We start from the raw sequence: 24,957 nt of genomic DNA on the forward strand, positions 1-24,957 counted from the left end.
CTGGTTGACCACTCGTTGTGGAGGTGGTCGAGAGGCACCGGCGGATACGAGAGGGCGCGGCTTTGAACATGGTGGGGGGCGTACAGCGCATCGGGGTGCCGACGTGACCGTGCTCGACACCGCCGTCGACCCGCGCACCCCCGGCTATCCGGAGGCCCGCAACGCCACCCTCGACCGGCTCGACCGGCTCGACGCGGCGCTGGAGGAGGCCCGCGCGGGCGGCGGCGAACGGGCGGTCACCCGGCATCACGCGCGCGGCAAACTGCTGCCCCGCGAGCGCATCGAGATGCTGCTCGACCAGGACGCCCCGTTCCTGGAGCTGTCGCCGGTCTCGGGTTGGGGCACCGAGTTCCCGGTGGGCGCGGGCGTGGTCACCGGCATCGGCGTGGTCGAGGCCGTCGAATGCATGATCATCGCGACCGACCCCACCGTGGAGGGGACGGCGGCCAACCCGTACGCGGTCGAGAAGATCCGCCGGGCCGCCCGGATCGCCTCGGCCGACCGCCTGCCGCTGGTCAACCTGGTCGAGTCGGCCGCCGAGAGCCCGGGCGTGGGGACGCCACCGGGCGGCAGCATCGCGCGCGACCTGAGCCGGCTGTCCACCCGGCGCGTGCCCGCCGTGTGCGTCGTCTTCGGGCCGACCAGCGGCGACATCGCCTACCTGCCGGCGCTCGCGGACTACACGATCATGGTGCGCGGGCACGCCAAGCTGCTGACCCATCCCCGTCCGCGGGCCGGCGCGAACGGCTCCGACGTCCGTGCCCCGGCGGCCCCGGCCGACCAGCTGGCCGAGGACGAACGCGACGCGCTGCGCCTGGCCCGCCAGTGCGTACGCCGGCTGAACTGGCGCAAAGCCGGGCCCCCGCCCCGCACGTTCCCGCCCGCCGAGCCCAAGTACGACCCCGAGGATCTGCTGGCGCTGGCCGGGCTGTCCACCCTCTTCGACCCGCGCGAGGTGCTGGCCCGGCTGCTCGACGGCAGCGAGTTCGACGAGTTCAAGCCGGCCGTCGGCGCCGCGGTGCTGGCCGGCTGGGGCGAACTGCACGGTTATCCGGTCGGGGTGCTGGCCGCGGCCGACGTGCCCCCGACCGCGGCCGACACCCAGAAGGCGGTGCACTTCATTCAGCTCGCCAACGCCACCGACACCTCGTTGCTGCTGCTGCAGCGCGACGACGGCGGCGCCCTCGGCTCCCCGGCGGTGGACGCGCTCGCGCACTCCACAGTGCCGCTGCTCGCCCTCAACACCGGACGCACCGGCGACCCCCGCTTCGCCTTCAGCTGGCCCGCCGACGGCCCGGCCGGCGGCGGGGACGACGACGGCGTCATCGACCCCCGTGACACGCGCACCGTGCTCGGCCTCTGCCTCTCCGCCGTGCACAGCGCGGTCGTCGCGGGCGCCGGGCACGGCGGCGCGTTCCGACCCGGAAAGGTAGACCAGTGATCCGACGTCTTCTGGTGGCCGACCGTGGTGAGACCGCCCGCCGGGTGTTCGCCACCTGCCGCCTCGTCGGCATCGAAACGGTCGCCGTCTACTCCGATGCCGATTCCGACGCGCCCCACGTCGAGGAGGCGGACTACGCCGTACGGCTCGACGGTGGCACCCCCCGCTCGTCGTACCTGCGCGGCGATCTGATCATCACCGCGGCCCAGCGCTCCGGGGCCAACGCGATCCACCCCGGCATCGGCGAGCTGGCCGAGGATCCCGACTTCGCCTCGGCTGTGGCCGACGCCGGGTTGATCTGGGTCGGTGCCCCGCCCAAGACGCTCGGCGTGCTGCGCAGCAAGCGCGAGACCAAGGCGCTGGTGGCCGAGGCCCGGGTGCCGGTGCTGCCCAGCTTCACCGACCCGTCCGAGGTGCCCGGTTTCCCGGTGCTGATCAAGCCGGACACGGGCGCCGGCGGCACCGGGCTGCGGGTCGTCCGGGACGCGGCCACCCTGGTCGAGGCGCTGGCCTCCACCCGGCGCGAGGTCGGCGGCGAGGTCTACTGCGAGCCGTACGTGGAGGACGTGCGCCACATCGAGGTGCCGATCATGGCCGACGAGCACGGCGCCGTGATCCCGTTCGGCGAGCGCGAGTGCTCGATCCAGCGCCGCTACCAGAAGATCGTCGAGGAGACGCCGTCCCCGGCGGTGGACCCGGGGCTGCGCGAGGAGCTGTGCCGGGCGGCGATCGTCACCGTGCGGGCGCTCGGCTACGTGGGGGCGGGGGCGGTCGAGTTCCTGCTCGACCCGAACGGCGACTTCTGGTTCCTCGAGCTCACCCCGACCCTGCAGGCGGAGCACGCGGTCACCGAGTGCGTGTCGGGCTACGACCTCGTACGGCTGCAGTTGCTCGTCTCGGAGGGCGGGAGCCTGCCGATGCCGGGCCCGCCGCCGATCCGGGGTCACGCGATCGAGGTGCGCCTGTGCGCCGAGGACCCGGCGTACGCCTGGCTGCCCGCGACGGGCACGCTGCACCGGTTCGCCGTGCCCGACGTGGCCGGCCGGTTCCGTCCGCTGCCCGCCCCCGGCCTGCGCCTCGACGCGGGCGTGCGGGACGGCTCGGTGATCGGCGTGCACGGGGACTCGACGCTGGCCAAGCTGATCGCCTGGGCGCCGACCCGGCAGGAGGCGGCCCGGATGCTGGCCTCGGCCCTGACCCGGGCCCAGATCCACGGCGTGGCCACCAACCGCGACCTGCTCGTGCGGGCGCTGCGCCACCACGCCTTCCGCACCGGCGATGTGGACACCAGCTTCCTCGACCGGCGGCCCGAGGTGTTCGCCCCGCTGCTGTCGGCGGTCGATGCCGTACGCCTGTCGTGCCTGGCCGCCGCGCTGGCCGGGGCGGCCGCACGCCGGGCCGGGGCGACGGTGCTGGGCTCGATGCCGTCCGGCTGGCGCAACGTGCCGTCGGGTTCGCAGACGGCCGTGTACGACGGCCCGGCCGGCCCGGTCGAGGTCGGCTACCGGATGAACCGGCACGGCGAGCTGGCCGGCTGGTGGGTGCGTGCGGTCGACCCCGAGGAGCTCGACCTGGCCGGGCTGGGGCAGGCGCCGGTGGCCGCCGACTACCCGGAGACGGTGGTCGTGCGGGCGGGCGACGAGCGGGTGGTGCTCGACGTCAACGGGATCCGGCTGACCTTCAACGTGCACCGCGTGGGTGAGGTCTCGTACGTGGACAGCCCGGAGGGCTCGGTGGCGCTGCGCGGCCTGTCCCGTTTCCCGCTGCCCGCGCCCGACGCCGTCGAGGGCTCGCTGATCGCGCCGCTGCCCGGAGCCGTCCGCCGGGTGCTGGTCGTGCCGGGTCAGCGCGTCCGGGCGGGGGAGCTGCTGCTCACCTTGGAGGCGATGAAGCTGGAGCACCCGGTGCACGCGCCCAGCGCCGGGGTCGTGGCCTCGCTGCCGGTGCATCCGGGCACCGAGGTCGACACCGGCGAGCTGCTAGCGGTCCTGGCTCCCGAGTAGCCCGAAGAACGGCCACTTCTTCTTCGGGGTCTTGGCCGAGCGCGGGTTGCGGATGGTCGGGGTGTCGTCGCCCGGGCCGGGCTGCGGCGGCGGCACGTAGTTGTTGATCGGCGGGTTGAGCTGCACGTTGGTGAGCAGCTCGCGCAGCTGCTGCGCGGTCGGTCGGCGGGCCGGGTCATTGGCCATGCCCCAGCGCAGGATGTGCGTCAGCGCGGGCGGAACCCCCGGCAGGTCGGGGATCGGCTGGTGGAACAAGTCCATCAGGGTGAGCAGGCTGGGGCTGCGATCGCCGTCCCAGCGCGGCGGCCGGCCCCGCATCACCGCGTAGAGCGTGGCGCACAGCGCGTAGACGTCGACCGCGCCGCTCGGCTCGTCGTGGGCGAACATCTCGGGCGGCGCGTAGGCCGGGGTGAGCACCTCGAGGGTCACCGAGGAGTCGCGCATCTCGCCCAGCACGGCCAGCCCGAAGTCGGCCAGCACGGCCGAGTTGAACTCCGAGTACAGGATGTTGGCGGGCTTCACGTCGCGGTGCAGCACCCCGTTGGCGTGCGAGTGCACCAGCGCGTCGGCGATCTTGATGCCGAGATCTTTGGCCTCGGCCGCGCCGAGTGGGGAGCGGCGCATGCGATCGAGGTAGGACCCGTCGCACAACTCCATGATCAGGTACGGGTGCTGATCGACGGTGACCCCGACGTCGAACAGGTCGACGACGTGCGGGTGCGACGACATCCGGCCCGCCGCGCGTGCCTCGCGCAGGAAACGGGCCTGGTCCCGGTCGCTCTCGAGGCGGCGATTCTCCACCTTGATGGCGACCTCGCGGCCCACTGAGTCCTGCATCGCGCGATAGACGGTGGCGTAACCACCACGTGCCATCACCGACAACCCGGACATCCCAGGCACGTACGGAGCCGGGATCGCTCCGCTCGGTGTCTCGGTCATCGCAGCCGGGTTCCTGTCATGGACTTGAAAATACGCCAGATACGCCGGAGATCATCCGGGCCGGTCCGACGCGTACGCGACACTAGCCGCCGGAGCCGCCCCGACACCGGTGGTCGCGAGGGCCGCCCGCAGTTCCTCGGCCGCCACCCGCTCGCTGGTCTGCTCGGTCGAATACGCCAGCAACACCGCCTCCTCGGCTGCCTCCCGGGCCGGCTCGCAGCGGTCGGCCGCGGCCAGCACCCGGGCGTGCACCATGGCCGCCTGCACCGAGCTGCGCACGTCCTCGGCGCGTACCTCGCGGGCCCGGTCGATCCACGTCAGGGCGGCCCCGACCTGACCGTCGGCCAGCAGAGCGGCCGCGTAGGAGGCCAGGGCGTGCCGCCGCGAGAACAGCAGCGACGGCGCCCCGGTGTCGGTGGCGATCGGTGCCAGCAGCCCCATCGCGGTCTTGGCGTCGCCCGCCCGCAGCCGCGCCTCGGCCAGCAGCACCCGCGGGCCGACCTGGGCCGGGGCCATCGGGTTGTGCGGCTCGACGGCGGTCATCACCCGGCGCGCGTCGGCCTCGGCCGCGGACAGGTCGCCCCGGTTGAGCGCGATGAACCCGCGCAGCGTGCCGGCCATGCCGAGCAGCAGCGGATGACCCGTACGGTCGGCGTAGCCGAGGGCGTCGGACAGCAGATCGTGGGCGTGGTCGAACTCGCCCAGCCCGCGGGCCACCGCGCCCCGCACCACCAGTGCCAGCCCTCGGCCCCAGTCGTCGCTCACCGCGTTGAAGTCGCGGTAGGCCCGCCGCGCCTCGCCGTCCGCCTCGGCCAGTTCGCCCAGTTCGGCTGCCGCGTACGCCTCGACGGCCCGCAGGGTGCCGACCGCCCAGGCCTCGCCCACCCGATCGCCGAACGGCAGGAACACGCGGGCCAGCCGCCGCGACTCCTGCAACCGGCCCGCCAGCAGCCGGGCGAACGCCGTGGTGCCGCGCAGCCAGGAGCGGCCCACCGGGTCGCCCAGTTCGGCGAAGAGCCGGGCCGCCCGGCCGAGCACGGCGTCGGTGCCCGCGAAGTCGCCCCGGGTGGTGGTCACCCAGGCCAGATTCTGCAGCGCCCAGGCCTGGCCGTGCCGGTCGCCGGCGGCCAGCGTCACCTGATAGGCCGCGGCGAACCGGCTGCTGGCCTGGCTGAGCCGGCCGGCCAGGAAGTCGGCCATGCCGAGCCGGCGCATCGCGTTGGCCCGCTCCGGCAGCAGCTCGGCCTCGGTGGCCACCTCGAGCGCCTCCTGCCAGGCGGCGACCGCACGGCCGGTGTCGCCCAGCGCCTCGTGCGCCCGGCCCACCACCAGCAGCGCCTCGGCCCGGTTGACCGGCTCGTCGGCGGCGCTCTTGGCGATCTTCTCGCCGTGCGACAGCGCCTCCTCGGCCCGGCCCAGGCGCAGCAGCGCGCGGGCGTGCACAAGCTGGTCGGGCAGGGGCAGACCGTCGGAGGCGAGGGCCGCGGCCCGCTCGGCGTATTCGATCGAGGCCGCCGGTTCGATGTTGGCCAGCGCGCGCCGGGCCAGCCGGCCCAGGGCCGAGACCCCGAGCGGGGCGACGTCGCGCACGGCCGCCTCGGGCCGCAGCCGCACGGCGTCGGCCAGCTCGACCGCGCACTCGGCGTGGGTGGCCACGAAGGCGTCGCGCTCGTTGTCGGTCAGGTTGAGCCGGGCCGTGCTGTCGTAGCCGGTGCTGCCCAGATGCTCGGGCGCGGCCCAATTGGCCAGGTAGGCGTGCCGGTCGGCCAGGTCGGCCTTGCCGATGCCGGAATACGCCGCCTCCCGCATCAGCGGGGTGGTGAACGCGTAACCGCCGCGGGAACGGTGCAGCATGCGGCGCTGCAGCAGCTCGTCGATCGAACGCTCGAGCTCGACCGCGGCCACCGCCCCGGGGCGGGCGTCGCTCGAGGCCCGCCGCTCGCGCAGCGCCTCGATGACACCGGTCGGCACCGCGTCGCCCACCACGGCGGCGTCGCGCAGCACCGAGCGGGGCTCCGCGGGCAGCGCGTCGATGCGGGCCGCGAGCACGGCGGCCAGGTCGCGCGAGAGCAGCTGACGGCCGAGCGAGCCGTCGGCCAGCTGCCACTTGCCGGCCGCGTTGGCCCCCACGGCCGGGGTCAGCGCGCCCCGCTCCATGAGCAGAGTGACCATCTCGGCCAGATAGAACGGGTTGCCCTGGGCGGTGGCGAGCAGCCGGTCGCTGTCGGACTGGGGCAGCTTGCCGCCGTTGAGATAAGACGTGAGCAACCGGGACGCGTCCGCGCCGCGCAGCGGGGGCAGGGTGTGCACCTCGGCGTCGGCCAGCCGGGTCAGCGCGCCCGCCGTGCGCACCAGCTCGGGCCGGCCCAGCAGCAGCACCACGACCGGGCCGTCGAGCAGCGAGAGCGTACGGCCCAGGGCGTCCACGGTCGACGCGGTGGCGTCGTGCAGGTCGTCGACGATCACTACCAGCGGCGCCTCGGCGGCCAGCGCGGTGAGCAGCTCGGCCACCGCCGTCGACAACGCCTCGGCGTCGGCCCGCTTGCTGCTGGGCTGCCAGTCGGCGCCGGTGGCCGGGCCGACCGGGTTGGCCGGGGCCTCGCCGTAGCCCAGCAGCGCCAGCAGCCGGTCGATGTCGATCGGGGCCGGCTCGCCGTCGTGACCCAGCCGGTTGGCCAGTTTGCGCAGCCGCTCCTCGACCACCGAGCGGCCGACGGTGGCCACCACGTCCTTGGGCAGGCCCACCGATTTGCGCACGAGGTCGGCCAGCGGGGCGAACCGGCGGCGCTCGCCGAACGCGCGGCAGCGCACCCGCAGCACCCGGGCCCCGGTGTGCGCCGCATAGCGCCCGTTGCCCACGTCGTAACCGGCGGCGAGCCGCTTGACCTCGCCCGCGAACCGGGATTTGCCGATGCCCGCCTCGGCCGTCATCACCATCACGCGCGCGGTGCCGGAGTCGATCGCCTCGGCCAGTCGCCCGGCCACCCGGCCCAGCTCGGTCTCGCGGCCCACGAACGGCGCCTCGTCGCCCAGGCCGGACCGGGTGCCCGGCGCGTCGTGCAGCCCGAGCAGCTCGAACGCGGGCACCGGCTCGCGCTTGCCCTTGAGCCGCAGCGGGCGCAGCTGCCGCCAGGACGCCACGTGGCGGGTGCCGCCGCTGGTGCGGGAGCCGGCGTACACGGCGCCGACCGCGGCCGCGTCGGCCAGCCGGGCCGCGGTGTTCACGGTGTCGCCGATGACCGTGTATTCGATGCCCGCCTGCAGGCCGGCCACGACCTCGCCGGTGTTCAGGCCGACGCGCAGGCCCAGCGGGGCGCCGCCGCCGCGTTCGTCGTCGAGCACCCGGCGGACCGCGCGCTGCATGCTCAGCGCGGCCCGGACCGCCCGTTCGGCGTCGTCCTCATGGGCCACCGGAGCGCCGAAGACGGCCATGATGCCGTCGCCGGTCAGCTTGTCGACGTGGCCACCGAACGTCTTGACCGCGCCGGCGAGCGCGGCCAGCACCCGGTCGGTGACCGCGCCCACCCGCTCGGGGTCGAGGTCCTCCGACCAGGAGGTGAAGTCGGACAGGTCGCCGAAGAGCACGGTGACGATGCGCCGCTCGGCCGCCGGGAGGGTGGCCGCGGCGGGCAGGGCCGCACCGCAGTTGTGGCAGAAGCGGGCGCCGGGCACGGCGACGGTTCCACACACAGGACAGGTCACAGCGGATCCAACCTGCCTGCGGGTGTTCCTGATTCCCGGATTTTGTGATTCAGGTAATCAAGTTGCGCCCCGGCCGACCAGATCGCCGCGAACCGGACGGCCGGGTCGATGTCGGGATAGACCACGTCGACGACTTGCTCGGGGGTGCGGGCGCCGGCCGCCATCGCCGCTTCGACCTGGGTCAGCCGCTCGCGCCGATGGTCGAGATAATCGCGCGCGACGGCCGCGACGTCGGCTCGCACCGGGCCGTGGCCAGGCAACATCAAGACGTCCCCGTACGCCGTGAGGCGCTCGAGACTGCCCAAGTAGGCACCCAGGTCGCCATCCGGATGGGCGACCACTGTCGTGCCTCGCCCGAGGATGGTGTCGCCAGTGAACATCAGCCGGGCGTTCCCGTCGTCGACGAGAAAACACACCGAATCGGAGGTATGACCGGGAGTGGGAAGAACCTCGACGCTGAGGCCGGCGCGCTGGTCGCGGCCGGGGGTCAGCGGGTCGCCCGCGACGCAGTGCGCCGGATCGGCGGCTAGCACCGGGGTGCCGCCCAGAAGCGCGGAGAGGCGCCCGGCCCCTTCGACGTGGTCGTGATGACCGTGCGTGATCAGGATGGCCGAGTAGGGGCCGGCGGCGGCGATGCGGGCCAGGTGGCCCTCGTCGAGCGGGCCGGGGTCGATCACGACGCCGTGGGTCGCACCAGGGGCGCGCAGCACCCACGTGTTGGTGCCGTCCAGGGTCATCGGACCGGGGTTGGGCGCACGCAGCAGCGACACCCAGCCCGGCAGCCCGTCCGGCGCAGCACCCCCCATGCGCGAAATCCTACGTCGCGCATGGGGTGTTACGAGAGGACCAGATGTGCGATCTCCATGCCCGCTCAGGTAACTCTTAGCGACCGGACGGGCCGGGGAATCACTGCACCTCGGCGATGATCTCCACCTCGACCGGGGAGCCCAGCGGCAGCTCGGACACGCCGACGGCGCTGCGGGCGTGCCGGCCCTGCTCGCCGAAGACGTCGCCGAACAGGTTCGACGCTCCGTTGATGACGGCGGGCTGGCCGGTGAAGCCGGGGGCCGACGCCACGAAGCCGGTCACCTTCACGATCTTGACGACGCGGCCCAGACCGACCAGCGACTCGATCGCGGCCAGACCGTTCAGCGCGCACAGGCGGGCCAGCTCGGTGGCCTGCTCCGCGCTGACCTCGGCGCCGACCTTGCCGGTGTGCGGCAGTTTGCCCTCGACGAGCGGGAGCTGGCCCGAGACGTACACGTAGTTTCCGGTCTGCACGGCCGGCACGTAGGCGGCCAGCGGGGGCACCACCTTGGGCAGGGTCAGGCCCAGCTCGGCCAGCCGTGCGTAGGCGTCGACGCCACCCTCACCACTGATCGGCGTGGTCACGGTTTCGGTCGCTTCAGGTAGGCCACCAGCTGCTCCGGGTTGGGCCCCGGGACGACCTGCACCAGTTCCCAGCCGTCCTCGCCCCAGTTGTCGAGGATCTGCTTGGTCGCGTGGACCAGCAGGGGCACGGTCACGTACTCCCACTTCTGCATCGCTCGTCTACTCCCTAATCGTCGGTACCGGGTCAGCTTAGGGCCCGCGGACCGGCCCGTTTGGCTAGGCTGAGCGACCGTAGGGCTGATCGGTAACCGGGAGATCACGGAGGGCTATATGACGCACCCGCACGGCGGGTTGCCGGGTCATCCCGAGCCCACACCGATGCCCTCCCCGGAGCCCGAACCACCGCAGCCCATCCCGCCCCGGGGGCCCGTGCCGGCGCCCGAACCACCGCACGAATGGCCACCTGCCGCCCCGACCCCGCCTGTGATCGACTTCATCGACGCCGCCCCCGACCCCCGCGACCGGCAGTGGCCGCCGCCCGGCGCGTTCGCCGACGAGCCCGGCGGGCACGACAGCACCCAGGTCATCCCGCCCGTGCACGAGCCCGCGCACGCCGTCGAGACCCAGGCCGGCGGGTGGCAGCCGCCGCCCGCGACCGAGCCCTGGCACGCCCGGCACGAGGCGCCCGGCGAGTGGCAGACCACGCCGCCCGAGCACCTGGCCTATCACCACTCGGTGCCCTCCGACACCCCGCCGCCGGCGCCGCCCGAGCCGATCTGGGCCGGCCCCCAGCAGCCCTACCAGGTGCCCGCCGAGCCCGGGCAGCCCAAGCGCCGCGGGGCCCTCTGGGTCTCGCTCGCGCTCGTCGGCACCCTGCTTCTCTGCGGTGGCGGCGCCGTGTCGGCCTATTTCCTGCTGCGCGACGCCGACAACCCGGGCTCGGCCGACCCGTCCACGGCGGTCAGCAAGTTCCTGACCGCCGTCTACACCAACCAGGACGCGGGCGCCGCCGACGAGCTGGTCTGCCGCGAGGCCCGGGACGAGACGAAGATCGCCGACCGGGTGTCGGACATCAAGGCGTACTCGGAGGGCTACACCGACCCGGTCTTCCGCTGGAACGATCCCGAGGTCACCGAGGACGGCGACGACCGGGCCCGGGTGGCGGTCGAGCTCACGATGTCGACCTCGGACGAGAAGACGTCGTCGCAGGAACTGGAGTTCACAGTGATCCGCAAGACGGGCTGGCTGGTCTGCGACGTGACCGGCTGAGCGGACGCCGTACTTTTGACTCATGGGTGAGCGTGTCAACAGGTGGCCGGCCAGGCTGCACGTCGTGACCGGCAAGGGCGGCACCGGCAAGACCAGCGTGGCCGCGGCCCTGGCCCTGGGCCTGGCCGCCGAGGGCCGGCGCACGTTGCTGGTCGAGGTGGAAGGCCGGCAGGGCATCGCCCAGCTCTTCGAGACCGAGCCGTTGCCCTACTCCGAGCTGCGGATCGCCAAGGTGGCGGGCGGCGGCGAGGTGCGCGCGCTCGCGGTCGACCCCGAGGAGGCCCTCCTCGAATACCTCGACATGTTCTATCACCTGGGCGCGGCCGGGCGGGCGCTGCGCAAGGTGGGCGCCATCGACTTCGCCACCACGATCGCCCCGGGCCTGCGCGACGTGCTGCTCACCGGCAAGGTCAAGGAGGCCACGACCCGGTCCGCGGACGGCCGCCGGGCGTACGACGCGGTGGTGCTGGACGCCCCGCCGACGGGCCGGATCGGCCGGTTCCTCAACGTGACGGCCGAGACGGCGAAGCTGGCCAAGATGGGCCCGATCAAGACCCAGAGCGAGGGTGTCGCGTCGCTGCTGCGGTCGCCGATCACCTCGGTCCACGTGGTCACGCTGCTCGAGGAGATGCCCGTACAGGAAACGCTGGACGCCATCGCCGAGCTGGACGCGCTGCAGATCCCGGTCGGCCGGATCGTGCTCAACGCGACCCGGCCCGCGCTGGCCACGGCGGGCAAGGTGACCAAGGCCGAGCTCAAGCGGGGCCTGGCCGAGGCTGGGCTGCCCACCGACGCAGCCACCGTCAACGGGCTGGCCACCGAGGTCAAGGCGCACCTGACCCGGCAGGAGCTGGAGGAGGCGTTGCGCACCGAGCTCGCCGAGGCGGGCCGCCAGCTGGTCGAGCTGCCGCTGCTGCCCCGCGGGGTCGATCAGGCCGGGCTCGACGAGCTGGCCGCCATCCTCATGCGTGCGTGACCCGCCACAGTCCCGGCGTTCTCGATCCCGTACGGATTACGCTTGAGCAGTGGCTGATGTGACCGCGGAACGACTCGACGTCGACGGTCTGCTGGCCGACCCCGCCACCCGCATCGTCGTGTGCTGCGGCGCCGGCGGGGTGGGCAAGACCACGACCGCGGCTGCGGTCGGGCTGCGGGCGGCCGAGGTGCACGGGCGGCGCACCGTGGTGCTCACCATCGATCCGGCGCGCCGGCTGGCCCAGTCCATGGGCCTCAGCGAGCTCGACAACACCCCGCGCCAGGTCAAGGGCATCGACGGCGACAACGGCGGTGAGCTGCACGCCATGATGCTCGACATGAAGCGCACGTTCGACGAGGTGGTGCAGCAGCACACCACGCCGCAGCGCGCCGCGGAGATCTTCGCGAACCCGTTCTACCAGGCCATGAGCTCGACCTTCGCCGGCACGCAGGAGTACATGGCGATGGAGAAGCTGGGCCAGCTGCGGGCCACCGACGAGTGGGACCTGATCGTGGTCGACACCCCGCCGTCGCGCTCCGCCCTCGACTTCCTCGACGCACCGGCCCGGCTGTCCCGGTTCCTCGACGGCCGCATGCTGCGGATGTTGCTGGCCCCGGCCCGATCCGGCGGCCGCAGCATGTTCAGCCTGGTCACCGCGTCGTTCGGCCTCTTCTCCCGTACGGTGCAGAAGGTCCTCGGCGCCCAGTTGCTCACCGACTTGTCGGGCTTCGTGGCCGCCCTCGACTCGATGTTCGGCGGTTTCCGGCAGCGCGCCGACCAGACGTACCGGATCCTGCAGGACCCGCAGACCGCGTTCCTGCTGGTGGCCGCGCCCGAGCGCGACGCCGTACGGGAGGCCGCGTATTTCGCGGAGCGTCTGGTGGCCGATGCGATGCCGCTGGCCGGGCTGGTGCTCAACCGGATGCACCGCACCGACGTGCCGGACCTGCCGGCCGACGAGAGCGAGGCCGCGGCCGACGCGTTGACCGCCGCCGGGGACTCGCCGCTGACGGCCGACGCGCTGCGCATCCACGCCGGCCTGGTCCGTCAGACCGAGCGCGAGCAGCGGGTGGCGGCCACGTTCACTGACGCGTTCCCGGCCGTGCCCACGGTCTCGGTCACGGCGCAGCCCGCCGACGTGCATGACGTCGACGGGCTGCGGACGATCGGCTCGCTCCTGGCGTAAGCCCTGGTCGTGCCGCCTAGCGGGTGGGGACGAGCACCTTGTCGGCGCCCTTCTCCCGCATGGCCGCCTCGAACATCTTGCGCCAGCTCGCCACGTGCGGATGACGGCGGAGCAGCGCGCGCCGTTCCCGTTCCGTCATGCCTCCCCAGACGCCGAACTCGATCCGGTTGTCCAGGGCATCGGCGAGGCACTCATAGCGGACCGGGCAGCTGCGGCAGATCCTCTTCGCCACGTTCTGCTCGGCGCCCTGCACGAAGAGCGCGTCAGGGTCGCCACTCTGACACGCCGCCATGCTGGGCCAATCGCTGATCATCCCCATGTGTAAACGTCCCCCCTTGCGTTACCCCCCTGACGCCCGCAGCTCATGTCCCCCAAGCCGTGCAGACGTCGTGCGACAAGCTCGCCGGACCATCATGCTCTGTAGTCGGGCGATTACGCAACGTTGTACCTGAAATACGTACAGCCCGGTGGTTCCGGGCAAAGGCCGCCAAGCGCACGGGAGCAAGCGGGGTGCGCCTCGGGAAAACAGCCCCAAGATCTGAGCTGAGGGGGCACAATAATTCAGGGCGAAGCGTGACCTTCTCGACGGGCGGTCACGTGCTCTTGTCGCGTACCCTGCTCAGGTGACTTCCTGGATGCGCCGTCGCGATCACAACATCTTCGCGAACGCGACCTCGTTGCTGATCTGCGGCTTACTCGCCGGCGTCGTCGTCGCGGCCGCGGCTTTCCCGGCCGCCGCCATGTCGGGCCTGGCCGCCAAGGCCGGCGGCGAGACCTTCGCGCAGCTGCCCAGTGAGCTCAAGGACTTCAGCTCCCCGCAGATCACGCGGATCTACGCGTCGGACAACAAGACGCAGATCTCGCAGTTCTACGACGAGTTCCGTAGCGACGTCCCGCTCAAGGAGATCGCCAAGCCGATGCGCGACGCCATGGTCGCGGCGGAGGACAGGGAGTTCTTCAACCACAACGGCGTCGACCTCAAGGGCGTTGCGCGCGCGTTCGTGAACAACAGCGGCAAGTCCGACTCCAAGCAGGGCGCCTCCACCATCACCATGCAGTACGTGCGGATGTCGCTGGCCTACTCGGCGACCAACCCGCAAGAGGTGGTCGACGCGACCAAGGACACCCCCAAGCGCAAGATCACCGAAATGAAGTACGCGCTGCAGGTGGAGAAGGAGCTCAACAAGGACCAGATCCTGGAGCGCTACCTGAACATCGCGCCGTTCGGCAACCAGGCGTACGGGGTTTTCGCGGCCAGCCAGGTCTATTTCAACAAGAAGCCCAAGGACCTGACGCCCGGCCAGGCCGCGATGCTGGCCGGCATGGTCAAGGCCCCGACCAGCTTCAACCCGACCACCAAAGAAGGCTACGACCAGATCAAGCAGCGCCGGGACAACTACATCCTCCCGGCCATGGTCGAGATGGGCTCGCTGACCGCGGCCCAGGCCGACAAGGCCAAGAAGGAAGCGATCCCGCGTCAGGTGCGGCCGGTCGGCAACGGCTGCGTCTCGGTGGCCAACAACAACTGGGGCTTCTTCTGCGACTACTTCTACCGCTGGTGGATGAGCCAGGAGGCGTTCGGCGCCACGCCGTACGACCGGGAGCGGCGCCTCAAGAGCGGCGGCTACCGCATCACCACCACCATGAACATCGAGGCCCAGGCCGACGCGCGTAAGCGGATCGCCGACCACATCGCCGAGATGGACAAGAACGCGCTGCTGCTGGCCGCGACCGAGCCCGGCACCGGCAAGGTCCGCCTGCTCGCGGCCAACCGGAAGTACAAGCTGCCCGACCCGGCCCACCCCAACCCGCTCTCGTCGGACCGGAAGAAGGCCAAGGCGGGCGTCCGCGCGACCTACCCGAACACCACGAACCCGCTGCTCAGCGGTGGTGGCGACATCAGCGGCTACCAGGCCGGCTCGGTGTTCAAAATCTTCACGATCATCGCGGCCCTGGAGAAGGGCTACCCGCTGGCCTATCCGATCAAGGCCGAGAAGCGGTACAAGTCGGGTTACATCATCGACCGCGGCAACGACTCCGCCTGCCCGGGCACACACTTCTGGTGCCCGAGCAACTCCGGCGGTGGCGGCGAGGGCGTCTACGACATGCACTCGGCCTTCGCGAAGTCGATCAACACGTACTTCGTGCCGCTCGAGGAGCAGGTCGGCGCGGAGAACGTCGTGGCCGTGGCCAAGCGGTTCGGCGTGCAGTTCCGGGTCGGGCAGGACGCCAAGTACGCCAACGACCCGGTCTCGGCCAACCAGTGGGGCGCCTTCACGCTCGGTGTGTCCGCGTCGACGCCGCTGGACATGGCCAACGCGTACGCCACCCTGGCCGGTGACGGCATGTACTGCGAACCCACCCCGATCGAGCAGATCACCACACAGGACGGCGACAAGCTCGACATCGGCAAACCGCGCTGCATCCGGGCCACCAGCAAGGACGTGGCCCGGGCGGCCCTCGACGCGGCCCGCTGCCCGGTCGGCGACTCGGCCCAGATGGGCCGCTGCAACGGCGCCACGGCGCGCCAGACCAAGTCGACCGTCAAGCACCCCGTGTTCGGCAAGACCGGCACCACCGACGCCGACAAGACGGCCGCGCTGATCGCCGGCACCACGTCGCTGGTCGTCGCGGGCTACCTGGTCAACCCCGACTGGCCCGACCACCGCGACCGCATGTCGCACGACATCGTCAACCCGGCGGTCTACCAGACGCTCGGCGACTTCATGAAGGGCAAGCCGAAGGAGCAGTTCAAGGAGCCGGAAAACCGCAAGATCGCGTACGGCGACCAGAAGTCGATCCCGGACGTGACCTGTGATTCGCTCGACGACGCGCGCAGCCGCATCGAGGGCGCCGGCTTCGACGTCTCGATCGGCAGCCCGGTCGAGTCGGACTGCCCGGCCGGCACCGCCGCCGGCACCTCGCCCGACGGCCGCACCATCAAGGGCGGATATGTGACCATCAACCCGAGCCAGGGCAAGGCTGTGCCGCCGCCCGGCCCGGGCGGGCAGCCCGGCGGGCCGTCGACCCCACCGGGCCGCTGACCCCGTAGACGAGCGACGGGCGGGACACCTTCGAGGTGTCCCGCCCGTCCGCCGTTTCCGTACCGGTCAGGCCGCCGCTTCGAGGTCGGCCCGGGTGAGCAGGGCCCGCAGCGTGATGCCCTCGGCCGACAGCGCCTGCGCGCCGCCCTCCTGCCGGTCGATCACACACAGCGCGTGGTCGACGTGCGCACCCAGCTTGCGCAGGTCGCCGGTCGAGATGACGACCTGCCCGCCCGAGGTCACCACGTCCTCCACGACCAGCACCCGCCGGCCCGCGACCTCGGCCCCCTCGGCCAGCCGGGCCGTGCCGTACTGCTTGGCCTGCTTGCGGACAAAAGCGGTGGGCAGCTTGGCGTGCCGGGCCAGTGCGGTCACGACGGCGATGCCGCCCATCTCGAGGCCCGCCAGCACCTCCGTGCCCTCCGGAATCAGCACGGCCATCTGCTCGGCCAGGCGGTCCAGCAGTTCCGGATCGGCCTCGAACTGATACTTGTCGAAGTACTCGTTCGCGATGCGGCCCGAGCGGAGGGTGAACTCGCCGGTCAGCCGGCTCACGGCGCGAACCTGCCGCGCAAGGTCAGAGTCAGTCACAAGGCCCTAGCCTGTCAGGCCACTCCCGGACACCCGACGGCACCCCACACGCAACCACTCAGCAACCGACAAACCGTGCCGATCAGAGGATCATGCAGAGCAACCCGCACCGGTGGTTCGGCGTGGGCCAGAGCGTCGCACCCCGCTCGCGCAAGGCGGGAGCCGAGGCGGCCGCAGAGGCGATCGGCGGGCGGGAGGCCAAGGCCGTCCTCGTGTTCGCGTCGTCCAGTCACGACCTGCCCGAGCTGCTGGCCGGGATCCGGCTTGAGGCGGGACCGGACGCCGAGATCGTCGGCGCCACCACCATGGGCGAACTGGGCAGCGCGGGCGTCACCGACGGCGGGGTCGCGGTCGCGGCGCTGGGCGGCGACGGCTTCACGGTGCAGGTCCGGGTCGCACCGATCGGGCGGTCCGACCCGCGGGCGGCGGGCTCCCAGGCGGCCGAGGCCCTGCGCGGCCTGGACGACGAGAACCAGGTGCTCATCCTGCTGGCCGACGGCATGACCGGGCAGCCCCAGGAGGTCGTGCGCGGGGCGTACTCGTCCATCGGCGCGAGTGTCCCGCTCGTCGGCGGGTTCGCGGCGGACGACCGCAAGTTCACCAAGACCTACCAGTTCTACGGCACCGAGGTGCTCAGCGGGGCTGTCGTCGGGCTCGCGCTCGGCTCGGACGGACCGATCGGCATCGGGGTCGCGCACGGCTGGCGGCGTACGGAACCGCCCATGGTCGTGACCAAGGCCAGCGGGCCGCACATCTACGAGCTCGACGGCGAACCCGCCCTGGACGTGCTGCTGCGCCGCAACAACTTCGACGGCTCGGCCGAGGAGTTCTTCGACCGTGGCCGCAGCCTGCAGCCGCTCGGCCTGTCCCGGCGCAGCGGCGAGGACATCCGGGTGATCCACGCGGGCGACGACGAGGCCCGGTCGGTGTGGGGCACCGCCGACGTGCCGCAGGGCGCCGTGGTCTGGCTGATGGAGGGCGACCGGCAGGCGCTGATCGACGGCGCGGCCTGGTCGTGCACCGAGGCCATGGCCCGGCTGGAGGGCATGCCGCCGCTCGGGGTGCTCGCCTTCGACTGCGGCGGACGCCGGGCCGGGCTGATCGACGGCGGGCTGGAACAGGAGATGCAGGCCATGCGGACGGCCCTGAGCGACGCGCCGTTTGCCGGCTTCTACACCCACGGCGAGATCGCCCGGGTGCGAGGCGCGCTCGGCACCCACCACCTGACCCTCGTCACGCTGGCCCTGGCCTGAGCCATGCCGTCCTGGTCCTCGCGCCTGCTGACCGAGTACTTCACCGCGGTCAACGCGGCCGCCGACGAGACCGCGGCGATCGCCGGCGCGGTGGAGCGGGCCACCGAGATGGTCGAGGCCGAAGTGGGCGCGGTGGTGCGCGAGGGCCGGGTCCTCGGGGCGTACGGGTTCGGGCCGGTCGTGCCCGAGGCCCAGCTGCATGAGGTCGCCGCGGGGCAGCCGATGCTCGAGGTCCCGTACGTGGGGGAACTGCACGCGGTCAGCAACCCGCTCGGCTCCGAGACGGGCGACGCGCTGATCGTGGCCCGGCTGTCCGAGCCGTTCGAGCCGGCCGAGCGTCAGATGCTGCAGGGCATGGGTCAGGTGCTCGGGCTGGCTTTGCGCAGCATCCGCGTGCTCGCCGCGGAACGGCACCTGCGGGCCGAGAAGGAGCGGCAGGCGAGCTCGGCCCAGACCCAGCAGCGGCTTGTCGAATCGCTGCTCACGATCCAGCGGGCGATCTCGGCCCGGCGCCCGCTGCCCGAGATCCTGGACGCGGTCACCGGCGGAGCGGCCGAACTGCTGAGCGGGGCCACTGTCACCCTGTTGCTGGCCGAGGGCGGCCCCGACCGCCGGCTCACCGTTGCCTCGAAGTGCGGCGACGAGACCACGCCGCCGGAGAGCCTGGCCCGGGCCGCGATGGCGGGCGGCGCGGTGGTGGTGCGGCCCGACGGCGCCGGCTGGATGATCGCCGCACCTGTCCGGGTCACCGGTGAGATGGCCGGCAGCCTGGTCGCGCACCTGCCCGGCGTCGGCGGGCAGCAGACCGAGCAGCGTGACCAGCTGGCCGCGTTCGCCCAGCAGGTGAGCTTGGCGCTGACCGACGCCCGTACGGTCGAGGCGGTGCGCGAGGCCCACCACGACCCGATCACCGGGCTGCCCAACCGGGCGTTGTTCCTCAAGATCCTCAATCGGGTGCTGGCCTCCCGGGTCACCACGGCCGACCCCACCAGCGTGCTCTTCATCGACCTGGACCGGTTCAAGGTGGTCAACGACAGCCTCGGCCACGACGCCGGCGACCAGTTGCTCGCGCTCGTCGCCCGGCGGCTGCGCGGATGCGTACGGGCCAGCGACACCACGGCCCGGCTGGGCGGGGACGAATTCGCCGCGCTGCTGCACGACTTGCCGGCCGCGGCGGCCCAGGTGGTCGGCGAACGGATCGTGGCCGCCATCAAGGAGCCGTTCCGGTTGGCCGGGCGCGAGGTGTTCATCGGCGCCGGCGTGGGGATCGCGATTTCGCGCGAGGGCGAGCAGAGCTCCGAGGAACTGCTGCACAACGCGGACGTGGCGATGTACCGGGCCAAGAAGGGCGGCCCGAGCCGGGTGCTGCTCTACGAGCCGTACATGCACGCCGAGGCTTTGGAACGGCTCAGCCTGCGCGGCGACCTGCAACGGGCGCTGCGCGAGGGTGAGTTCCGGCTGCAGTATCAACCGCTGGTCCGGCTGGCCGACGGGCAGCCGGCCGGGGTGGAGGCCCTGATCCGCTGGGAGAGCCCGGTGCGCGGATTCGTCTCGCCGGTCGACTTCATCCCGATCGCCGAGGAGTTCGGGCTGATCGTCGACATCGGCCAGTGGGTGCTGGAGACCAGTGCCGTCCAGGTCGCCAAGTGGCGGCGGGACTTTCCCGACCTGGGACTCAACGTCAACGTCTCCGGGCATCAGCTGGTCCACCCGAGGTTCGCCGACAACGTGATGCGGGCGCTGGCCATCGCGGGGCTGCCGTCGAGCGCGGTGACGCTCGAACTGACCGAGTCGGTGCTGATGAGCGAGCCCGATCTGGGCAAGTCGGCCCTGCACCAGCTGCGCGGGCTCGGTGTGCAGCTGTCGATCGACGACTTCGGCACCGGGTATTCGTCGCTGGCCTACCTGCGCGAGCTGCCGGTGGACGAACTCAAGATCGACCGGGCCTTCATCGCACGGGCCGAGTTGACGGCCGAGGATCTTGCTTTGGTCCGTACGATCGTCGAGCTCTCGCAGATTTTGGGTCTGCGCGTGGTGGCCGAGGGAATAGAAAATGCCGCCCAATTGGCGGCGTTGCGAGGGCTCGGCTGCGGTTACGGGCAGGGTTATCACCTGTGCCGGCCCGTTGATCCGGCGGTGATGCCCGATCAGTTGGCCCGAGCGCAAGATGGGTCACCCGTTGGCGTACTTGATCACCGCTCTACCGCATGAGCCATGCTCTAGGGGTACTTTTCGGCTAAATAAGACATTTGCCCCGGAAGGAAAATAACGGTGACACCCTTCGCGTTGCTCTTCCTGCTTGCCCTCGCGGGTTCCTCGTGTTTCGCCCTCGGCCGGGCCCTCGGCCGCGGTGAGCGCTACGAGAAGGGGTACCGCGAAGGCTTCCGGGACGGCGAAACCGGATCCCTGGCCCGTGCGGCACGTCTCATTCAGCTGAACGACCGGCCGTCGATCGCGCCCGCCATCGAATCCATGCTCGGGCCGTACGCGGTGCCGCAACAGCAATTGCCGGGACGCACCGCCTCGCCGGCGGTTACCGCGGTTCCGGTGCGTCCACAACTCGCCATTTGAAAATCAACTCGCGGGGGTACGGCCGGGGGCCGTACCCCTTTCTCATTGTCAGCCCAGAACCAGCTTGCGCAGAATCATGTTGAGCGCGACACCGGCCATCAGGCCGAGGAGGCCGATCGCGAGAGCCCGCCGGCCCAGACGCTCGCGACGGAACATGGCGACGCCGCCGAAAATCGCCGCGAACGGGCCGATCAGATACGGGACCAGCACGGCCAAGCCGGCCAGGACGAACGCCACGATGCTGAACGGGTTGCCGGAGCGCTTGGCCGCCGAGGCCTGTGGCTGATTGCTGACCATGTACGGCGGGGGCTGCGCGCTGAACGGCGGCGGGGTATAGGGGGCGGGCGGCGGGGCCGGCTGCTGAACCGCCGGGAAGCCGTTGACGGCCGTGGCGTCCCTTGCGGGCGCGGGCGGCTGATAGCCCGGTCCGGGGACGTCGAAAGTCGAGGTCGCGTCGGTAGCCCACGCCGGCTGCGGCACACCGCCCGGCCCCGTGGTCTGCCAGGTGGCTTGCGGCTCGCCGGCCTGCCAAGCCGGACCGGACACCTGCGGAGACCCGGCCCAGGACGGCTCGGCCACCGGCTCGCTGAGACGGGCGTGCTCGGCCGAGGGCTCACTCGACTGCCACGACGCGTTGGGCGACGCCCAGGACGGCTGCTCCGGCGGCTGAGCCGGCCATTGCTGGCTTTGTGCTTGTGTGGGCCATTGCTGGCCTTGTTCCTGCGTGGGCCATTGCTGGCTTTGCTGCTGCGTGGGCCAGTGCTGGCTCGGCTCCTGGGCCGCCCACTGCTGGCTTTGCTGCTGCGCCGGCCACTGCGGGCTTTGCTCCTGTGGGGGCCAATGCTGGCCTGGGGCCGGGGCCGGCCACTCGTTCGGCGGCGGGGTCGGCCAGGCCGCGTCGGGGGCCGGCGACTGCGGCCCGGCCGGCGGGGGTGCGGCCTGATAGCCGCAGTTGCCGCACCAGCCATTCGGCTGGACCGCGGCCGAACCACAGTTCAAGCAGGTCATGGACGCTCTTTCCGGGGGTTGCAGGTCGACATTTGCCATCGACCTGCAACCCGCGGACTTGAGCTGATCAGCCGAGCTGTTTGCGCACCTCGGCCGCCACCCGGCCGCCCTCGGCGCGGCCGGCCACCGCGGCCTGCGCCGCCTTCATGGCCGGACCCATCTGGCCCTTGCCGGTGAAGCCGCCCGCCGCCAGCGCCCCCGCCACCAGCTCGGCGATCTCGTCGTCGCTGAGCTGCCGAGGCAGATAACGCTCGATCACCTCGCCCTCGGAGCGCTCCTTGGCCGCCTGCTCGGCCCGGCCCGCGTCGGCGAACGCCGTGGCCGCCTCGCGACGCTTCTTCGACTCCTTGCTCAGCACGGCCAGCACCTCGTCGTCGGAGAGGTCGCGCGCCTCGGTGCCGGCCACCTCGGCGTTGCGTACGGCGGCCAGCGCCATCCGCAGCGTCGCCGTGGTCAGCTCGTCGCGGCCCTTCATGGCGGCGTGCAAGTCATCGTTCAGACGGTCCTTCAGCGTTCCCATGGACGGAGAAACTACCCTTGCTTTCCATGCGCAAGCGCTCCCTTTTCGCCCTCGGTTCCGGTGTCGTCGCCGCGGGCGCCGCCACGTTCGCCTACGCCTCGCTGGTCGAGCGCAACATGTTCACGCTCCGGCGCTTCGACGTGCCGGTCCTCGAGCCGGATGCCGAGCCCCTGCGCATCCTCCACCTCTCCGACCTGCACATGATGCCTGACCAGCGGCGCAAGCAGAACTGGGTGGCCGCACTGAGCGGTCTCGACCCCGACCTGGTGGTCGTCACGGGCGACAACATGGCCGACCCCGAATCGGTGCCCGGCGTGCTGCGCGCCCTCGACCCGCTGCTGTCGGTACCCGGCGCGTTCGTCTTCGGCTCGAACGACTACCGCGGCCCGCGCCTGAAGAACCCCTTTTCGTACCTGGTGCGCCCGTCCTCCGAATACGAGGAGGACCAGCTCAAACGACCCAACCTCCCCACCGAGGACCTGCGCGCGGCAATGGTGGACGCGGGCTGGGCCGACCTCAACAACGCCCGTACGGTGCTCAAAGCCGGCGGCCGCTCCATCGAGCTGGCCGGCGTCGACGACCCGCACATCAGCCGCGACGACTACCAGTCGGTGGCCGGCCCCATCTCCACGGGCGCCGACGTCCACCTGGGCGTCACCCACACCCCCGCCTCCCGCGTGCTCGACGCCATGGCCGCCGACGGCTTCGAGCTGCTCCTGGCCGGCCACACCCACGGCGGCCAGGTCTGCGTCCCGTTCTACGGCGCCCTCACCACCAACTGCGACCTCCCCCGCTCGATGGCGAAGGGCCTGCACCGTTGGCCCGGCTCCGACTCCTGGCTGCACGTCTCGGCCGGCCTGGGCACCCACCCCACCGCCCCCGTCCGCTTCAGCTGCGTCCCGGAAGCCTCCATCCTCACCCTGATCCCACGCTGACCTGCGGTTTTACTGTTAGGGGGATACCGATTTCGTTCCCGCCCCGGCGTCGGATAGTATTTCCAGGCAGCTCGGGGTGTGGCGCAGCTTGGTAGCGCGCTTCGTTCGGGACGAAGAGGCCGTCGGTTCAAATCCGGCCACCCCGACCAGTTCAAGGGCCGTTTCCACTTGTGGAAGCGGCCCTTGTTGCGTCACCGACTACTTTTGGGGCCCCCGACGCCATCGCGGTCATGGCGCTGGCCGACGGCGGACCGATGATGACCTCGCGTGGCGGGTCAGTGGCGCAGTGAGGTAGGCGAGTCGGCTCGGGCGTCGGGCGTGGGTGGCGGTGGGCGAGTCCGCTTGGGCGTCAGGCGTGGGTGGCGATGGGCGGTGGGCCAGTCCGCTCGGGTCTGCGAGCGGCGGTCGTGGTGGCGCTGTGAGGTGAGCTACCCGGGTCGAGGCTGCGCACTTCGGCTGCCGGCGGCGTCAATACGGTGACCGGGTGCGGGTGGGCGACGCGTTCGTGCTGGTGGCCGGTGGGGTCGGCGGCGGGCTGACCGGGTCCATGGCCGGGCTCGCCTCGCTGGTCAGTTATCCGGCGCTGCTGGCCGTGGGGCTGCCACCGATCGCCGCCAACGTCACCAACACCGTCGCCCTGTTGTCGAACACCGTGGGCACCGCGATCGGGGCCCGCCGCGAGCTGCGCGGCCACGGGCGGCGGCTGGCCCGGCTGTGTGCCGCGGCCGCCGTAGGTGGTCTGGGCGGTGCGGTGCTGCTGCTGGCCACACCGTCGTCGGCGTTCGAGCGGATCGTGCCAGCGCTCGTGGCGCTCGGCGCGGTGCTTCTGCTGCTACGCGACCAGCTGCGCCGGTGGGCCGGTCACCGCTCGATGCCGGCGCTGCTGCTGGGCGGGGCGATCTGCCTGATCGGCGTGTACGGCGGCTACTTCGGCGCGGCCGCCGGCGTCCTCATGCTGGCAGTGCTGTCGGTGGCCGCAACCGAGCCGCTGCCCGTGACGAACGCGATGAAGAGCATCGTGCTGGGCGCCTCCAACCTGGCGGCCGCGATCATCTACGCCGTCGTGGCCCCGGTCAACTGGGCCGCCGCGGGCCTGATGGCGGTTGGTTGCCTGCTCGGCAGCTGGCTGGGCCCGACGTTCGTCCGCCGGATCCCGGAACGCCCCTTGCGCGTCGCGATCGCCCTGGCCGCGCTGGGCCTCGCCGCCTACCTGTGGTGGCGCGCCGGCAGTCACTGATCCGCCACATCCCGACCTGGCTTGTCCCCGACTTCGACCTCGCCTGCCCGGCGCGGGCTGACCCGTTCCTAAGCGCTACCCAGTCCGGCCTCGATCGCGCTACCCAGTCCGGCCTCGATCGCCCTACCTAGTCCGGCCTCGACCGCCCTACCAAGCCCGGCCTCGACCCGGCCGACCCGTACCAGAACTCCCACCCGGCCCTTCCGGCCGTCGGCCCGACCCGGCTCCTCTGACCCTCCGGCCCACCTGTCTCCTCCCGGCCCTGATCCAGCGGGCTCGGACTCTGGCGGACGGGCGGCACGGGAGTCCGGGTGCGGTGCCGCTGTGGTTCCAGCTCCGACCTAGCTGGGCCCTTCCCGGGGCCCCGATCCAGCGCGCCCCGCCTCTGAGGGCTCCGGCTGCCTGGCTCCGTCCTGGCATGCGTAGCCCAGGGCCCGGCCTGCGTAGCCACGGCTCGGCTCGAGCGGCCCTGTCCGACCCGGCCTTGCCCGGCCCTGTCCGACCCGGCCTTGCCCGGCCCTGTCCACCCGGCCTTGCCCGGCCCTATCCGACCCTGTCCGACCCGGTCCTGCCGGGCCTGGTTCTGCCGGGCCTGGTTCTGCCGGGCCTGGTTCTGCCGGGCCTGGTTCTGCCGGGCCTGGTTCTGCCGGGCCTGGTCCTGCCCGGTCCCGGGCTTGCCCGGCCTGGTCCTGCCCGATCCGGCCTGACCTGGCCCTGCCTGATCCGGCCCTGCCCGATCGCGGCTAAGCCCGCCCATGACTCCGGCTCGGCCGCCCGGCACGCGTGGTTGGTGTCAGCGGCGACGCGTGATGTGGGTAGTACTTACAGAAGTGCGTGCCCGATGCTGAGGCATTGGCAGGAAGGAGCCGGGGCCGTCCGGGACTCGCCGCCGAAGGCCTTCGGGAGTCGGGTGCGGCGGGCCGCCGAGGCTGCAAACGCCGAATAGTCAC

Annotated in this window: 19 protein-coding genes, 1 tRNA gene and 1 pseudogene; 12 read left to right on the forward strand and 9 right to left on the reverse strand. The window is 72.1% G+C overall.

The window, feature by feature from the left end:
• Positions 1-103: 103 nt before the first annotated feature.
• On the forward strand, positions 104-1,441 hold the full coding sequence (locus BKA14_RS32570) for a carboxyl transferase domain-containing protein (RefSeq protein WP_184954611.1): 1,338 nt from the start codon (positions 104-106) through the stop codon (positions 1,439-1,441).
• Entirely contained in the window at positions 1,438-3,444 is a 2,007-nt protein-coding gene (locus BKA14_RS32575; RefSeq protein WP_184954612.1) for an ATP-binding protein, read from the forward strand. Before BKA14_RS32570 ends, BKA14_RS32575 begins: the two co-directional genes overlap by 4 nt.
• 122 nt (positions 3,445-3,566) lie before the next feature.
• On the opposite strand, the pseudogene BKA14_RS32580 reads toward BKA14_RS32575, so the two are convergent.
• The 5 genes and pseudogenes from BKA14_RS32580 to sp36 all read right to left on the reverse strand — a co-directional run.
• Positions 3,567-4,383 (reverse strand): annotated as a pseudogene (locus BKA14_RS32580) (serine/threonine-protein kinase); the annotation flags it as partial.
• Between the two features lie 51 nt (positions 4,384-4,434).
• Complete coding sequence (locus BKA14_RS32585; protein ID WP_184954614.1) at positions 4,435-8,085, reverse strand: adenylate/guanylate cyclase domain-containing protein; 3,651 nt, start codon at positions 8,083-8,085, stop codon at positions 4,435-4,437.
• Positions 8,082-8,891 (reverse strand): MBL fold metallo-hydrolase, encoded by an 810-nt coding sequence (locus BKA14_RS32590; protein WP_184954615.1) that lies wholly within the window; start codon positions 8,889-8,891, stop codon positions 8,082-8,084. The genes BKA14_RS32585 and BKA14_RS32590 overlap by 4 nt, the downstream gene beginning before the upstream one ends.
• A 100-nt stretch (positions 8,892-8,991) precedes the next feature.
• Positions 8,992-9,477, reverse strand: a complete 486-nt coding sequence (locus tag BKA14_RS32595; RefSeq protein WP_184954616.1) for a RidA family protein — start codon at positions 9,475-9,477, stop codon at positions 8,992-8,994.
• Positions 9,474-9,629 carry a Sp36 family protein gene (sp36, locus tag BKA14_RS32600; RefSeq protein ID WP_157411184.1) on the reverse strand — a complete coding sequence of 52 codons (156 nt, stop codon included), beginning with the start codon at positions 9,627-9,629 and terminating at the stop codon, positions 9,474-9,476. The genes BKA14_RS32595 and sp36 overlap by 4 nt, the downstream gene beginning before the upstream one ends.
• Positions 9,630-9,747: 118 nt before the next feature.
• On the opposite strand from sp36, the gene BKA14_RS32605 reads away from it, so the two are divergent.
• From BKA14_RS32605 to bagB, 3 genes are read left to right on the forward strand one after another with little or no spacing between them, the layout of a single operon-like run.
• A complete protein-coding gene (locus BKA14_RS32605; protein ID WP_184954617.1) occupies positions 9,748-10,686 on the forward strand; it encodes an Rv0361 family membrane protein in 939 nt (312 codons plus the stop codon).
• Between the two features lie 22 nt (positions 10,687-10,708).
• Positions 10,709-11,662, forward strand: coding sequence for an ATPase BagA (gene bagA / locus BKA14_RS32610; RefSeq protein ID WP_184954618.1), 954 nt, complete (start codon positions 10,709-10,711; stop codon positions 11,660-11,662).
• A 58-nt stretch (positions 11,663-11,720) separates the two neighbouring features.
• Complete coding sequence (gene bagB / locus BKA14_RS32615) at positions 11,721-12,848, forward strand: ArsA family ATPase (protein ID WP_184957100.1); 1,128 nt, start codon at positions 11,721-11,723, stop codon at positions 12,846-12,848.
• A 16-nt stretch (positions 12,849-12,864) separates the two neighbouring features.
• On the opposite strand, the gene BKA14_RS32620 is transcribed toward bagB, so the two are convergent.
• Positions 12,865-13,167, reverse strand: a complete 303-nt coding sequence (locus BKA14_RS32620; RefSeq protein WP_127498770.1) for a WhiB family transcriptional regulator — start codon at positions 13,165-13,167, stop codon at positions 12,865-12,867.
• A 316-nt stretch (positions 13,168-13,483) separates the two neighbouring features.
• Between BKA14_RS32620 and BKA14_RS32625 the strand changes: the two genes are divergently transcribed.
• On the forward strand, positions 13,484-15,892 hold the full coding sequence (locus BKA14_RS32625) for a penicillin-binding protein (RefSeq protein WP_184957101.1): 2,409 nt from the start codon (positions 13,484-13,486) through the stop codon (positions 15,890-15,892).
• 66 nt (positions 15,893-15,958) lie between these two features.
• On the opposite strand, the gene pyrE is transcribed toward BKA14_RS32625, so the two are convergent.
• Positions 15,959-16,483 (reverse strand): orotate phosphoribosyltransferase, encoded by a 525-nt coding sequence (gene pyrE, locus BKA14_RS32630; protein WP_184954619.1) that lies wholly within the window; start codon positions 16,481-16,483, stop codon positions 15,959-15,961.
• Positions 16,484-16,575: 92 nt separating this feature from the next.
• On the opposite strand from pyrE, the gene BKA14_RS32635 reads away from it, so the two are divergent.
• Genes BKA14_RS32635 through BKA14_RS32645 form a run of 3 tightly spaced genes read left to right on the forward strand, consistent with a single transcriptional unit; the run spans position 16,576 to position 20,307 of the window.
• The gene (locus tag BKA14_RS32635; protein ID WP_184954620.1) at positions 16,576-17,736 is read left to right on the forward strand and encodes an FIST signal transduction protein; all 1,161 of its coding nucleotides are present in this window, start codon (positions 16,576-16,578) and stop codon (positions 17,734-17,736) included.
• A gap of 3 nt (positions 17,737-17,739) precedes the next feature.
• On the forward strand, positions 17,740-19,947 hold the full coding sequence (locus BKA14_RS32640) for a putative bifunctional diguanylate cyclase/phosphodiesterase (RefSeq protein ID WP_184954621.1): 2,208 nt from the start codon (positions 17,740-17,742) through the stop codon (positions 19,945-19,947).
• Positions 19,948-20,007: 60 nt separating this feature from the next.
• Positions 20,008-20,307 carry a hypothetical protein gene (locus BKA14_RS32645; RefSeq protein WP_184954622.1) on the forward strand — a complete coding sequence of 100 codons (300 nt, stop codon included), beginning with the start codon at positions 20,008-20,010 and terminating at the stop codon, positions 20,305-20,307.
• Between the two features lie 48 nt (positions 20,308-20,355).
• On the opposite strand, the gene BKA14_RS32650 is transcribed toward BKA14_RS32645, so the two are convergent.
• Both BKA14_RS32650 and BKA14_RS32655 read right to left on the reverse strand, forming a co-directional pair.
• Positions 20,356-21,315, reverse strand: coding sequence for a hypothetical protein (locus BKA14_RS32650; protein ID WP_184954623.1), 960 nt, complete (start codon positions 21,313-21,315; stop codon positions 20,356-20,358).
• 67 nt (positions 21,316-21,382) lie between these two features.
• Positions 21,383-21,835: a GatB/YqeY domain-containing protein gene (locus BKA14_RS32655; RefSeq protein WP_184954624.1), complete on the reverse strand. Its 453-nt coding sequence runs from the start codon at positions 21,833-21,835 to the stop codon at positions 21,383-21,385.
• Between the two features lie 26 nt (positions 21,836-21,861).
• Between BKA14_RS32655 and BKA14_RS32660 the strand changes: the two genes are divergently transcribed.
• The 3 genes from BKA14_RS32660 (at position 21,862) to BKA14_RS32670 (ending at position 24,007) form a co-directional block, all read left to right on the forward strand.
• The gene (locus tag BKA14_RS32660) at positions 21,862-22,770 is read left to right on the forward strand and encodes a metallophosphoesterase (RefSeq protein ID WP_184954625.1); all 909 of its coding nucleotides are present in this window, start codon (positions 21,862-21,864) and stop codon (positions 22,768-22,770) included.
• Positions 22,771-22,842: 72 nt separating this feature from the next.
• Positions 22,843-22,919 (forward strand) — tRNA-Pro (locus tag BKA14_RS32665).
• 335 nt (positions 22,920-23,254) lie between these two features.
• On the forward strand, positions 23,255-24,007 hold the full coding sequence (locus BKA14_RS32670; RefSeq protein WP_184954626.1) for a sulfite exporter TauE/SafE family protein: 753 nt from the start codon (positions 23,255-23,257) through the stop codon (positions 24,005-24,007).
• The last annotated feature ends 950 nt before the right edge of the window (positions 24,008-24,957 follow it).

Source organism: Paractinoplanes abujensis (genome assembly GCF_014204895.1).
In the GTDB taxonomy this organism is placed as follows: Bacteria; Actinomycetota; Actinomycetes; order Mycobacteriales; family Micromonosporaceae; genus Actinoplanes; species Actinoplanes abujensis.

Coding starts and splice junctions, on each gene's coding strand:
- BKA14_RS32590 (WP_184954615.1), bottom strand. CDS start 8,891: ATGGGGGGTGCTGCGCCGGACGGGCTGCCGGGCTGGGTGTCGCTGCTG.
- BKA14_RS32625 (WP_184957101.1), top strand. CDS start 13,484: ATGCGCCGTCGCGATCACAACATCTTCGCGAACGCGACCTCGTTGCTG.
- BKA14_RS32620 (WP_127498770.1), bottom strand. CDS start 13,167: ATGGGGATGATCAGCGATTGGCCCAGCATGGCGGCGTGTCAGAGTGGC.
- BKA14_RS32635 (WP_184954620.1), top strand. CDS start 16,576: ATGCAGAGCAACCCGCACCGGTGGTTCGGCGTGGGCCAGAGCGTCGCA.
- BKA14_RS32640 (WP_184954621.1), top strand. CDS start 17,740: ATGCCGTCCTGGTCCTCGCGCCTGCTGACCGAGTACTTCACCGCGGTC.
- bagA (WP_184954618.1), top strand. CDS start 10,709: ATGGGTGAGCGTGTCAACAGGTGGCCGGCCAGGCTGCACGTCGTGACC.
- BKA14_RS32655 (WP_184954624.1), bottom strand. CDS start 21,835: ATGGGAACGCTGAAGGACCGTCTGAACGATGACTTGCACGCCGCCATG.
- BKA14_RS32605 (WP_184954617.1), top strand. CDS start 9,748: ATGACGCACCCGCACGGCGGGTTGCCGGGTCATCCCGAGCCCACACCG.
- BKA14_RS32650 (WP_184954623.1), bottom strand. CDS start 21,315: ATGACCTGCTTGAACTGTGGTTCGGCCGCGGTCCAGCCGAATGGCTGG.
- BKA14_RS32660 (WP_184954625.1), top strand. CDS start 21,862: ATGCGCAAGCGCTCCCTTTTCGCCCTCGGTTCCGGTGTCGTCGCCGCG.
- sp36 (WP_157411184.1), bottom strand. CDS start 9,629: ATGCAGAAGTGGGAGTACGTGACCGTGCCCCTGCTGGTCCACGCGACC.